The sequence below is a fragment of the Streptococcus infantis genome (assembly GCF_964243025.1).
Lineage (GTDB): Bacteria > Bacillota > Bacilli > Lactobacillales > Streptococcaceae > Streptococcus > Streptococcus infantis_N.
Genome location: NZ_CAXTDJ010000002.1, coordinates 90,526 through 103,201, shown reverse-complemented (window position 1 = coordinate 103,201; position 12,676 = coordinate 90,526). Strand labels below are relative to the sequence as shown.

Below are 12,676 nucleotides of genomic sequence, written 5' to 3'. Positions count from 1 at the left end.
TATTGTACCATAAAAGCGCTAGAATTGGTAAAAACTGACAAACTAAGTGAAATTTGGTATAATATCTTGAGGTGAATTTTATGGCAAATTTAAATCGATTCAAGTTTACATTTGGGAAAAAAACATTAACCCTGACAACTGAACATGACAATCTTTTCATGGAGGAGATTGCTAAAGTTGCGACGGAAAAGTATGAAGCAATCAAAGAACAAATGCCTGGAGCTGATGATGAGACAGTAGCAATTCTCTTAGCAGTTAACTGCTTGTCAACACAGCTCAGCCGTGAGATTGAATTTGATGATAAGGAGCAAGAGTTAGAATCGCTCCGTTATAAAGTGGTTGCGGCTAAACAAGAGCAGAGTAAGATTGAGGATTCCCTATGATTTCCATTCTACTCTTATTAATCCTTGCTTGGAGCTTTTATATTGGCTACCGCAGAGGAATTATTTTGCAAGCATATTATCTTGTAGCAACGATTGTCTCTGCTTATTTTGCAAGCAAATATTACCTAGCTTTAGGGCAGAAGTTCAATTTATTAATCCCTTATGCTAATCCGCAGGAAGGACAGGGAACTTTCTTTTTCCCATCCAATCAACTTTTCCATCTAGATAAGGTTTTTTATGCAGGTGTCGGCTTCCTCTTGGCCTTTACGATTTTTTACTGCATCGGCCGTTTACTTGGTCTTTTTCTAAACCTAGTACCAAGTAAGATACTTGATGGTAAATACTATCGTATCGGTGCGGGTGTGCTATCAATCGGTGTGACCTTGTTTGTCCTCCAGATGATGCTAACGATTCTCGCGACTGTGCCATTACAAATTGTTCAAAATTCACTTGAAAATAGCTTTGTAGCTAGACATATCATCCAAAGCATTCCATTCACAACTAATTTTATTAAACAGCTTTGGGTTACTAAAATAATCGGTTAAAAAGGGCGGGAACTATTCCTAGCCTTTTGTTTACAATTTCGAAAAGTAAGAGATTGATTTAAAGAGTTGAAAATAAGAAAAGCCATAACTTTAATACTAAGGAAATAAGATGAATACAAAAATACTAGAAACGTTAGAATTTAACAAGGTCAAGGCTTTATTTGAACCTCATTTTTTGACGGAACAAGGACTAGAACAGTTAAAAGAGCTAGTTCCAACAGATAAAGCTGATAAAATTAGACAGGCCTTTGCAGAAATGAAGGAGATGCAGGAACTCTTTGTTGAGCATCCTCATTTCAGCATTTCGGCAACAAAAGATATTGCGGCTACCTGCAAACGTTTGGAGATGGGTGCTGATCTCAACATTGAGGAATTTCTCCTTCTCAAACGTGTCATATTTGCCAGCAGTGAACTGAAAAACTTCTATGACAATCTTGAAAATGTCCGCTTGGACCACTTGGGAAATTGGTTTGAGAAACTTCACGACTTCCCACATCTGCAGGGCAATCTCCAAGCCATCAATGAAGCTGGATTTATTGAGAATTTTGCTAGTGAAGAACTAGCACGAATCCGCCGTAAAATCCATGATAGCGAGAGCCAAGTTCGTGACGTCTTGCAAGACCTTCTCAAACAAAAGGCTCAGATGTTGACAGAAGGTATCATCGCTAGTAGAAATGGTCGCCAGGTTCTTCCTGTCAAAAACACCTATCGTAATAAGATTGCCGGTGTGGTTCATGATATTTCTGCCAGCGGGAACACTGTCTATATCGAACCGCGTGAAGTAGTCAAGCTGAGTGAGGAAATTGCTAGTCTTCGTGCAGACGAACGCTATGAGATGATGCGTATTCTTCAGGAACTCTCTGAACGAGTAAGACCGCATGCAGCTGAAATCGCAAATGATGCATGGATTATTGGGCATTTGGACTTAATTCGGGCTAAGGTTCGCTTTATCCAAGAGACAGGAGCAGTAGTTCCTCAAGTCTCTGAGGACCAGGAGATTCAACTCCTCCATGTTCGTCATCCCTTGGTGCAAAATGCTGTTGCTAATGATGTACACTTTGGTAAAGATCTAACAGCCATCGTCATCACTGGTCCCAATACGGGTGGTAAGACCATTATGCTCAAAACCTTAGGTTTGACGCAATTGATGGCCCAGTCAGGTTTGCCGATTTTGGCGGATAAGGGAAGTCGTGTGGGGATTTTCGAGGAGGTCTTTGCGGATATCGGAGACGAACAATCCATCGAACAAAGTCTTTCAACCTTCTCTAGTCACATGACCAATATCGTTGATATTCTTGGTAAGGTCAATCAAAACTCGCTCTTGTTACTAGATGAGCTTGGAGCAGGAACAGATCCCCAAGAAGGTGCAGCCCTTGCTATGTCTATCCTAGAAGACTTGCGCTTGCGTCAGGTCAAGACTATGGCAACCACTCACTATCCTGAACTCAAGGCCTACGGGATTGAAACTGCCTATGTTCAAAATGCTAGCATGGAGTTTGATACAGCTAGCCTGCGTCCAACCTATCGCTTTATGCAAGGAGTACCTGGTCGAAGTAACGCCTTTGAGATTGCTAAACGTCTCGGCTTGTCAGATGTTATTGTAGGTGACGCTAGCAAGCAGATTAATCAAGACAATGATGTCAATCGCATTATTGAGCAATTGGAAGAGCAGACGCTTGAAAGCCGTAAACGTCTTGAGAATATTCGTCAAGTCGAGCAAGAAAACCTCAAGATGAACCGTGCGCTTAAAAAACTCTACAACGAGCTCAATCGTGAAAAGGAAACAGAACTCAATAAGGCGCGTGAGCAAGCTGCGGAAATTGTTGACTTAGCTCTGGCAGAAAGTGATGATATTCTTAAAAATCTTCACAGCAAATCTCAACTAAAACCACATGAGATTGTCGAAGCCAAGGCCAAGCTCAAGAAGTTAGCACCTGAAAAAGTTGATCTTTCTAAAAATAAAGTCCTCCAAAAGGCTAAGAAAAAACGAGCTCCAAAAGTTGGGGATGATATCATCGTTTTAAGCTATGGTCAACGAGGTACCTTGACCAATCAACTCAAGGATGGTCGTTGGGAAGCCCAAGTTGGCTTGATTAAGATGACCCTTGAGGAAAGAGAGTTTGACTTGGTTCAGGCTCAGCAAGAAGCACCAGTCAAGAAAAAACAAGTCAACGTTGTCAAACGGGCAGGTGGTAAAGGTCCACAGGCTCGACTAGACCTTCGTGGCAAACGCTATGAGGAAGCTATGGAAGCCTTGGATGCCTTTATCGACCAAGCCCTGCTCAACAACATGGCCCAAGTGGACATCATCCATGGTATCGGTACAGGAGTCATCCGTGAAGGAGTAACCAAATATCTCCAAAGAAACAAGCAAGTCAAGAGCTTTGGCTATGCGCCACAAAATGCAGGTGGTTCTGGAGCGACTATCGTTACCTTTAAAGGCTAACCAAACTATAGAATGAAATGTCAAAAGAGTACCTATCAAGTGATAGGTACTCTTTTGATGAATATATTTTAATTATTATTGTTAGTGAGTATTTTAAAAGGGGACAATCGTTTTATAGCCAAAAAAATTGATGAAGGCTTGTCTAACTGAGCTTTATTTATGCTATACTGATAGTAACGTCATTATCGGAGGTTGGTATGAAAAAACTCCCCTTAGCCTTTTCAGGTTGCTTATTGGGATTGGCTGGAGCAGGAAATCTCATCTTGGATATTTTTCCGCTTTTATCACACATCTTTAGTTTGTCAGGCTTGATTTTATGGTTTTATTTTTTGGTAAGCCACCTCAATAACTGGCATGAAAGTAAGCAGGAATTAAAGAAAGCCCCTGTTTTGTCAGGAATGGCAACCTTTCCCATGGCAGGGATGATTTTATCGACGTATTTATTACGAATCTTACCCCCGAACATGAGCATTGTTGCACAGATTCTCTGGTGGTTTGCTTTTCTTCTAGATGTTTACCTCATCTTATACTTTACAAAGAACTATGCCTTGGTTAAACAAAGGGCCAGTGCAACACCAACTTGGACAGTTCTTTATGTAGGAATAGCAGTAGCGAGCTTGACCTACCCCGTGGTGGGCATTGTTGGGATTGCCTATGGAGCTTGGATTTTTGGTTTTATCTTAACCCTTATCCTTTACCCTCTAATTTATCAAGATTTAAGGAAAAATCCATTACCGCTCGCTTTGCTGGGGCAAGAAGGAATCTATTGTGCTCCATTTTCTCTCCTTTTGGCATCATTAGTGAGAATAGGAGGATACAGTCTTCCTAGTTGGATTTTACTAGTTATGATCCTTGCATCACAGTTTTTCTTTTTCTTTGTCCTTAGTCGCTTGCCAAGGATTTTAAAACAAGGTTTCCAACCAGCCTTCTCAGCCCTAACCTTTCCAACCATCATCACAGCAACTTCATTGAAAATGTCCCAAGGCATTCTGCAGTTTCCGGTCCTCAACCTCGTCGTTTGGTTAGAGATGATCATTTGTTTAACAATCCTCATCTACGTATTAGTAGAGTATATAAGATATTTAAGGAACTAAAAGAACCCCTAGCACTTAGAAGTGAGATGAAGCAAGGTGCAGACCTATAACGGTGTAAGGGATAGCTAGAATAAATAAATACGAATAAAGAGAGTGTGTAAAATGAACCATAAGATTGCAATTTTATCAGACATTCATGGCAACACGACAGCCTTAGCTGGAGTGCTTGAGGACGCTAAAAAATTGGGAGCGACTGAATATTGGCTTCTGGGAGATATTTTTCTTCCTGGACCGGGAGCAAATGACTTGGTGGCTCTTTTGAAAGACCTTCCCATTACAGCATCTGTTCGAGGCAACTGGGATGATTGTGTGTTAGAGGCTTTAGATGGGCAATATGGTTTAGAGGATCCCCAAGAAGTCCAGCTTATGCGATTGACCCAGTATCTGATGGAGCGTCTAAATCCAGAGCATATTGATTGGTTGAGAAATTTACCTATGGTAGCCAAGAAAGAAGTAGAAGGCTTGTGCTTTTCTCTTTCACATAATTTACCTGAGAAAAATTATGGTGGTGATTTGCTGGTTGAAAATGATACCGAAAAATTTGACCAGTTACTTGATGAAACTACTGATGTAGCCGTCTATGGTCATGTTCACAAGCAGTTGCTTCGTTATGGTAGCCAAGGTCAACAAATCATCAATCCAGGTTCGATTGGTATGCCTTATTTTGACTGGGTAAGGCTGAAAAATCACCGAGCCCAGTATGCCTTACTTGAGATTGAAAATGGTGAATTAGTCAATATCCAATTTCGTAAGGTTGCTTATGACTATGAATCAGAGCTAGAATCAGCCAAGACCAAGGGCCTTCCTTTTATCGAAATGTATGAAGAGTTGCGACGTGAGGACAACTATCAAGGCCATAATAGAGATTTGTTAGCCAGCCTCAATGAAAAACATGGTTATATCAAGGATGTCAAAAACTATTTTGATTTTTTGTAAAAGGTGCTTTAACGAACAGATACTAAATAAACGATTGGACTAGCCAATCGTTTTTAATATATCTTATTGTAATTGAGATTTATCTGGTAAGTAAGAACCACCGAGATAAGTTTTGCTGAGTTTTTCAAGGGTTCCATCTTGGTAGAGTTCTTTGAGAACCTTGTCGAATTGTTCTTTAAATTCTTTTTGGTCGCTTGAGAAGATAATGTAGTTATTTGGATTATCATTGCTTTCCAAGTCAATTACATTCAAGTCTAAACCTCGGTCTTGGATAATTTTTTGAACAGAGATTTTGTCAAAGATTAGGAAATCAAATTCACCGTTGGCGAGGTCAGTCAGGCGTTTAGCGACATCCTCACCAGAGTATTGGATGGTGGCAGGATTGTCGGAGTGATTTTGATTCCAGTCCGTAACAACCTTGGCAGTAGAAGTTCCAGTGTCATCCTGGGTTGTTTTACCAGCGATGTCTTGAAGAGAGGTAAGAGCCTTGTCTTTTCTGCTCACGAGAACCAAAGGATTTTTTGCGATTGGTAGGGAGTAGAGATATTTGTCGGCTCTTTCTTTGGTGAAGCTCAAGTTGTTGGCAGCAGCTTGGTAACGACCAGCATCAACTCCAGGGAAGATACTCTCCCAAGCTGTTTTTTGAAATTCAATCTTGTATTGGTCTAGTTTTTCATCGACTGCTTTTAAAACTTCAACATCATATCCAGTCAGGTTTCCATCTTTTTCAAAGTCAAAAGGCGGGATGTCTCCGGCAGTTGCTACGACAATGGTTTTAGGACTAGCAGTGGAAGTAGAAGTACTTTCTTGTTTAGATTGTCCACAGGCAACCAACAAGGGACTAATGGCTAATAATAAGAATAATTTTTTCATGAGAGTCTCCTTTACTTAATGGTATCTAGCTTACCAGACAATTCATCAAATAGCTAATATATATTTTTTATGGACGTGATAGAGAATTATTATAATTTCCAGTTTGAGTCTATAATCTAAAATTCAAAGCAGATAAGAAAAGATAATTTATTCCGCCAATGAAAAATCTCTGCAAGCTCTTTCAGAATGTGGTAAAATGGAAGCAATAGAAATAGAAAAGGAACTTGCTTATGAAATTTCTTGAGTTAAATAAAAAACGTCATGCGACTAAGCATTTTATTGATAAACCTGTTGATCCAAAGGATGTCCGTACAGCTATCGAAATCGCAACCTTGGCACCAAGTGCTCACAACAGTCAGCCTTGGAAGTTTGTTGTGGTTCGTGAGAGAAATGCTGAATTAGCAAAATTGGCTTACGGTGCAAACTTTGAGCAAGTAGCATCTGCCCCTGTAACCATTGCCTTGTTTACAGATACTGACTTAGCTAAACGAGCTCGCAAGATTGCCCGTGTTGGTGGAGCAAAGAACTTCTCAGAAGAACAACTTCAGTACTTTATGAAAAATCTTCCAGCAGAGTTTGCGCGTTACAATGAACAACAAATCAGTGACTACTTAGCTCTTAATGCAGGGCTAGTAGCTATGAACTTGGTTCTTGCTTTGACTGACCAGGGAATCGGTTCAAACATTATCCTTGGTTTTGATAAATCAAAAGTCAACGAGGTCTTGGAAATTGAAGAACGCTTCCGTCCAGAACTTTTGATCACAGTAGGATACACAGACGAGAAGTTGGAACCAAGCTACCGCTTGCCAGTAGATGAAATTATCGAAAAAAGATAGGAAGTAAAAATGACAGTTATTGATTTTACAGCAGAAGTAGAAAAACGTAAAGAAGCCCTCTTGGCTGACTTGTTTAGCCTTTTGGAAATCAACTCAGAACGTGATGACAGTAAGGCAGATGCGGAGCACCCATTTGGACCTGGTCCAGTGAAAGCCTTGGAGAAATTCCTTGAAATCGCAGACCGTGATGGTTACCCAACTAAAAATGTCGACAACTACGCAGGACATTTTGAGTTTGGTGAAGGGGAAGAAGTTCTTGGAATCTTTGCCCATATGGACGTTGTGCCAGCAGGTAGCGGTTGGGATACGGATCCTTACACTCCAACTATCAAAGATGGTCGTCTCTACGCGCGTGGTGCTTCTGATGATAAAGGACCAACTACAGCATGTTACTATGGTTTGAAAATCATCAAAGAATTGGGACTTCCAACTTCTAAAAAAGTTCGCTTTATTGTCGGGACTGATGAAGAATCAGGTTGGGCTGACATGGACTACTACTTTGAACATGTAGGACTAGCAAAACCAGACTTCGGTTTCTCTCCAGATGCTGAATTCCCAATCATCAACGGTGAAAAAGGAAATATCACAGAATATCTCCACTTTGCCGGTGAAAACAAGGGGGCGGCTCGTCTTCACAGTTTCTCAGGTGGTTTGCGTGAAAACATGGTACCTGAGTCAGCAACTGCAGTCGTTTCAGGAGACTTAGCTGACTTGCAAGCGAAACTAGATGCTTTTGTTGCAGAGCACAAGCTTAGAGGAGAAATCCAAGAAGAAAATGGCAAGTACAAGGTTACGATTATCGGTAAATCTGCTCACGGTGCTATGCCTGCTTCAGGTGTCAATGGTGCGACTTACCTTGCTCTCTTCCTCAGCCAGTTTGCTTTTGAAGGACCTGCAAAAGACTTCCTTGACATTGCTGGTAAGATTCTTTTGAATGACCACGAAGGCAAAAACTTGAAAGTGGCTCATGTGGATGAAAAGATGGGTGCCCTTTCTATGAATGCTGGTGTCTTCCGCTTTGATGAAACAAGCGCTGACAATACCATTGCCCTTAACTTCCGTTATCCAAAAGGAACAAGCCCAGAGCAAATCAAGTCAGTTCTTGAAAACTTGCCAGTTGCTTCAGTTAGCCTTTCTGAGCATGGTCACACTCCTCACTATGTGCCAATGGAAGATCCACTCGTTCAAACCTTGTTGAATGTTTATGAAAAACAAACTGGACTTCAAGGTCATGAGCAAGTCATCGGTGGTGGAACATTTGGACGATTGTTAGAGCGTGGTGTAGCCTACGGTGCTATGTTCCCAGATTCTATCGATACCATGCACCAAGCCAACGAATTTATCGCCTTGGATGATCTCTTCCGTGCAGCAGCTATCTACGCTGAAGCTATTTACGAATTGATCAAATAATGCTCTAGAAGTCTGAGATTTAATGCTTAGACTTCTTTTTGGAGGAGAAAATGTCTCAAATCGAAAGAATCAAGCAAGCCATTATGGCAGATCCACAGAATGCCAGTTATACTGAGCAGAGTATCGAGCCACTATTTGCAGCACCAAAAACAGCTCGTATCAATATCATTGGTCAGGCGCCTGGTCTCAAAACCCAAGAAGCAGGGCTCTACTGGAAGGATAAAAGTGGCGACCGCTTGCGAGAGTGGCTGGGTGTGGATGAGGACACCTTTTACAATTCAGGTTACTTTGCAGTCATGCCCATGGATTTCTATTTTCCAGGACATGGGAAATCTGGTGACCTTCCACCTCGTACAGGTTTCGCAGAAAAATGGCATCCAAAACTTTTGAAGGAGTTGCCAGATATTCAATTAACGCTCTTGATTGGACAGTATGCCCAAGCCTACTATCTGCATGAAAAGGTCAGTGGCAAGGTGACAGACCGTGTGCATCGGTTTAAGGATTATTTGCCTGATTATTTCCCTTTGGTGCACCCATCACCACGTAATCAAATCTGGATGAAAAAAAATCCTTGGTTTGAGTCGGAAGTGGTGCCCGATTTGAAAAAAAGAATTAAAACAATTTTAGGAGAAAAAGAATGAAAGAAATTTCCTTCGATGAATTTTACCAGCTTTATCAAAATGAGCAACTTTCTCTAGTGGATGTGAGAGAAGTAGAGGAATTTGAAGCTCTTCATTTAGAAGGTGCTCGTAATTTCCCTCTCAGCCAACTAGCGGATACTTATAAACAACTGGAAAAAGACCAACTTTACTACGTGATTTGTAAATCAGGAATGCGTTCAGCACGCGCTTGTCAATTTTTAGAAGAACAAGGATATGAGGTTATCAATGTCCAAGGTGGCATGGATGCTTTAGAATAAGAAAAACTTCCTTTGAGACCGAAAATAAGAAAGGTTTTAAAGGGATTTTTTTTTGCTCTAAAAATCAGAAAATTGAAAACATTTTAGAATTATTTCAAGATAGCCTTTTCATGCCTTTAAACATGTTATACTAAGAAAGTATTTTAATGTTATAAGGAGAGTTTATGGCTAAAAAAGGTGCTTTAACAGGATTACTTCTGTTTGGAATATTTTTTGGAGCAGGTAACTTGATTTTCCCTCCAACTCTAGGCGCACAGTCTGGAGAAAACTTCCTTCCTGCCATTGCAGGATTTGTATTTTCAGGTGTTGGGATTGCAGTCCTAACCTTGATCATTGGAACCCTTAATCCAAAGGGCTATATTTATGAAATTTCGAAGAAAATTTCTCCATGGTTTGCGACGATTTATCTTGCAGCTTTGTACTTGTCGATTGGTCCATTCTTTGCCATTCCACGTACAGCAACAACATCGTTTGAGGTCGGTATTAGTCCCCTTCTAGCTGAAGCAGATAAGGGTTTAGGTTTGATTGTCTTTACCATTCTCTACTTTGTTGCAGCCTATTTAATCGCCCTGAATCCTTCAAAGATTTTGGATCGTATTGGACGAATCTTGACTCCAGTATTTGCAATTTTGATTGTTATCTTGATTATTCTTGGAGCCTTTAAATACGGAGCAAATGCACCACAAGCAGCGTCAGGTGCTTATCAAACTTCAGCCTTTGGTGCTGGCTTCTTAGAAGGATACAATACACTTGATGCACTTGCTTCTGTTGCCTTCAGTGTTATTGCCGTACAAACCTTGAAACAACTTGGTTTCTCAAGTAAGAAAGAGTACATTTCAACCATTTGGGTAGTTGGAATCGTTGTGGCTCTAGGATTTAGTGCTCTCTATATCGGGTTAGGTTTCCTTGGGAATCACTTCCCAGTAACAGAAGAAGCGATGAAGGGCGGAACTCCTGGAGTTTATATCTTGTCTCAAGCGACCCAAGAAATCTTTGGTTCTACTGCTCAGCTTTTCCTTGCAGCTATGGTAACCGTAACTTGCTTTACAACTACTGTAGGTTTGATTGTATCAACTGCGGAGTTCTTTAACGGACGTTTCCCACAAATCAGCTACAAGGTTTATGCGACTGTCTTTACCTTGATTGGTTTTGCCATTGCAAACCTTGGTTTGAGTGCCATTATCAAGTACTCAGTGCCAGTACTAGTTGTCTTGTATCCAATCACCATTGTGATTGTTATGATTGTGATTGTGAACAAATTTGTACCACTTTCAAAACCAGGGATGCAATTGACTATGGGACTTGTAACTGCTATTGCCATAGCTAGCGTCTTAGGAAGTTCATTTGAAGTGACCTTCCTTGCCAATATTGTGAATGCTCTACCATTTGCTAAGGCTTCATTGCCATGGTTGGTACCAGCGATTATCGGAATTTTACTTTCTCTTGTTCTTCCTAACAAACAAGAAAGTGAAGCTTTTGAGATGGAATAAAAAAACCTTGGCATATGTCAAGGTTTTTCTATTGCTCTTAATTCGTTTTTTCAGTAAAACCGTGCTCTTTCAACATTTTCTTAGAAGCGTTAAAGCTTACACGGTTTCCAATACCAGAATATTCTTCTGGTAAGGCTTTTCTAAGTTCATCTAAGCTTGCAACGGAAAAGTCAACTTCAAGATCTTGAACGACTTTACCATCTTTAATTTCGATTGAAAAAGTTACACCTTTGATACCCTTGTAGCCTTTGTAGGTTTCTTCAATTATACTTTTAACATCTTCTGCAGTATTGTTTAGAGCTTCAGGGTCAGCAACATTATGAGCACTTTGTTTCAAAACTTTATCTCCGTCAACTGTATAGGTCAACGTTGACTTGATACCAGGCTGAGAATCATTTACATAAGTTACAGTTTTTAATTCTGATTTCTTTTCTGTAGTTTCAGCCTCAGTAGTTTTTACCTCACTTGTCTCTGCTTTTGAAGAGTTAGAAGTTGTTGATGATTGTTTAGAACATCCGAACAAGAATGCCAACGGTAAGGCTAAGAGAAGTGTCATTTTGAAATATCTGTTCATATTTTTTCCTTTCATCATAAGAACTTTTTTCATTATACCATAACATACTTTTATTATCAAAGTATGTCAGTTTTTCCTTTTTACACATACTAAAATGGGAAAAGTGATATAATGGTAGCAAGAGGTGAAGAAATGAATCAAACTGTAGAATATATTAAAGAACTAACTGCTATCGCATCGCCAACAGGTTTTACACGTGAGATTACGGATTGTTTAGTTGAGACACTTGAAAAGATAGGCTATCAACCTGTCCGTACCGCTAAAGGTGGTGTTAACGTTACTGTTAAAGGTAAAAATGACGAGCAACAACGTTATGTAACTGCCCATGTGGATACTCTGGGAGCTATCGTTCGCGCTGTTAAACCAGATGGTCGTCTCAAAATGGACCGTATTGGAGGATATCCTTGGAACATGATTGAGGGAGAAAACTGTACAGTTCATGTAGCTAGTACAGGTAAGACTATTTCAGGTACCATTTTGATCCACCAGACTTCTTGTCATGTATACAAGGACGCAGGAACTGTAGAACGTACTCAGGACAATATGGAAGTACGTTTGGATGAAAAAGTAACCAATGAAAAGGAAACACGCGCACTCGGTATCGAAGTTGGAGATTTTATCAGCTTTGATCCACGAACTGTCGTGACAGAGACAGGCTTTATCAAGTCTCGTCATTTAGATGATAAGGTCAGCGCAGCAATTCTCCTAAATCTCCTCAAAGTATACAAAGAAGAAGGGATTGAGCTTCCTGTTACTACGCATTTTGCCTTTTCAGTATTTGAAGAAGTGGGGCATGGTGCTAACTCAAACATCCCTAATCAAGTTGTGGAATATCTGGCAGTAGATATGGGAGCGATGGGAGATGACCAGCAGACAGATGAGTACACAGTCTCTATCTGTGTCAAAGATGCTTCTGGACCGTATCACTACGAGTTCCGCCAACATCTGGTTGCTCTAGCAAAAGAGCAAGACATCCCGTTTAAATTAGACATCTATCCATTTTACGGTTCGGATGCTTCTGCAGCCATGTCAGCTGGAGCAGAAGTCAAGCACGCTCTTCTAGGAGCTGGTATTGAGTCAAGTCACTCATACGAGCGTACTCATGTTGATTCTGTAGTGGCTACTGAGCGTATGGTAGATGCTTATCTCAAGAGTGACTTGGTGGACTAA

Annotated in this window: 13 protein-coding genes; 11 read left to right on the top strand and 2 right to left on the bottom strand. The window is 40.5% G+C overall.

What is annotated here, in order from left to right; all coding sequences use genetic code 11:
- Positions 1–80 precede the first annotated feature (80 nt).
- From zapA to ACESNQ_RS02810, 5 genes are all read left to right on the top strand, one after another.
- On the top strand, positions 81–383 hold the full coding sequence (zapA, locus tag ACESNQ_RS02830) for a cell division protein ZapA (protein ID WP_004252047.1): 303 nt from the start codon (positions 81–83) through the stop codon (positions 381–383).
- Entirely contained in the window at positions 380–928 is a 549-nt protein-coding gene (locus ACESNQ_RS02825; RefSeq protein WP_006151592.1) for a CvpA family protein, read from the top strand. Before zapA ends, ACESNQ_RS02825 begins: the two co-directional genes overlap by 4 nt.
- Positions 929–1,037: 109 nt before the next feature.
- Positions 1,038–3,374 carry an endonuclease MutS2 gene (locus ACESNQ_RS02820; protein ID WP_373074856.1) on the top strand — a complete coding sequence of 779 codons (2,337 nt, stop codon included), beginning with the start codon at positions 1,038–1,040 and terminating at the stop codon, positions 3,372–3,374.
- 197 nt (positions 3,375–3,571) lie between these two features.
- Positions 3,572–4,468 carry a TDT family transporter gene (locus tag ACESNQ_RS02815; RefSeq protein ID WP_373074854.1) on the top strand — a complete coding sequence of 299 codons (897 nt, stop codon included), beginning with the start codon at positions 3,572–3,574 and terminating at the stop codon, positions 4,466–4,468.
- 102 nt (positions 4,469–4,570) lie between these two features.
- The gene (locus tag ACESNQ_RS02810; protein WP_373074852.1) at positions 4,571–5,404 is read left to right on the top strand and encodes a metallophosphoesterase family protein; all 834 of its coding nucleotides are present in this window, start codon (positions 4,571–4,573) and stop codon (positions 5,402–5,404) included.
- Positions 5,405–5,467: 63 nt separating this feature from the next.
- Here the strand turns inward: ACESNQ_RS02810 and ACESNQ_RS02805 are convergent, their stop codons facing one another.
- Positions 5,468–6,277, bottom strand: coding sequence for an amino acid ABC transporter substrate-binding protein (locus ACESNQ_RS02805; RefSeq protein ID WP_373074850.1), 810 nt, complete (start codon positions 6,275–6,277; stop codon positions 5,468–5,470).
- A gap of 230 nt (positions 6,278–6,507) precedes the next feature.
- On the opposite strand from ACESNQ_RS02805, the gene ACESNQ_RS02800 reads away from it, so the two are divergent.
- The 5 genes from ACESNQ_RS02800 (at position 6,508) to brnQ (ending at position 10,932) form a co-directional block, all read left to right on the top strand.
- Entirely contained in the window at positions 6,508–7,113 is a 606-nt protein-coding gene (locus ACESNQ_RS02800) for a nitroreductase family protein (protein ID WP_373074848.1), read from the top strand.
- Positions 7,114–7,122: 9 nt separating this feature from the next.
- The gene (gene pepV, locus ACESNQ_RS02795; RefSeq protein WP_373074846.1) at positions 7,123–8,523 is read left to right on the top strand and encodes a dipeptidase PepV; all 1,401 of its coding nucleotides are present in this window, start codon (positions 7,123–7,125) and stop codon (positions 8,521–8,523) included.
- A gap of 50 nt (positions 8,524–8,573) precedes the next feature.
- Positions 8,574–9,164 carry a uracil-DNA glycosylase family protein gene (locus tag ACESNQ_RS02790; protein ID WP_373074844.1) on the top strand — a complete coding sequence of 197 codons (591 nt, stop codon included), beginning with the start codon at positions 8,574–8,576 and terminating at the stop codon, positions 9,162–9,164.
- Positions 9,161–9,442 carry a rhodanese-like domain-containing protein gene (locus tag ACESNQ_RS02785; protein WP_373074842.1) on the top strand — a complete coding sequence of 94 codons (282 nt, stop codon included), beginning with the start codon at positions 9,161–9,163 and terminating at the stop codon, positions 9,440–9,442. The genes ACESNQ_RS02790 and ACESNQ_RS02785 overlap by 4 nt, the downstream gene beginning before the upstream one ends.
- Before the next feature lie 164 nt (positions 9,443–9,606).
- Entirely contained in the window at positions 9,607–10,932 is a 1,326-nt protein-coding gene (gene brnQ / locus ACESNQ_RS02780; protein WP_373074840.1) for a branched-chain amino acid transport system II carrier protein, read from the top strand.
- A gap of 37 nt (positions 10,933–10,969) precedes the next feature.
- Here brnQ and ACESNQ_RS02775 read toward each other — a convergent pair whose 3' ends face one another.
- Positions 10,970–11,506, bottom strand: coding sequence for a DUF1307 domain-containing protein (locus ACESNQ_RS02775; protein WP_373074838.1), 537 nt, complete (start codon positions 11,504–11,506; stop codon positions 10,970–10,972).
- A 132-nt stretch (positions 11,507–11,638) separates the two neighbouring features.
- On the opposite strand from ACESNQ_RS02775, the gene ACESNQ_RS02770 reads away from it, so the two are divergent.
- Positions 11,639–12,676: a M42 family metallopeptidase gene (locus ACESNQ_RS02770; protein WP_373074836.1), complete on the top strand. Its 1,038-nt coding sequence runs from the start codon at positions 11,639–11,641 to the stop codon at positions 12,674–12,676.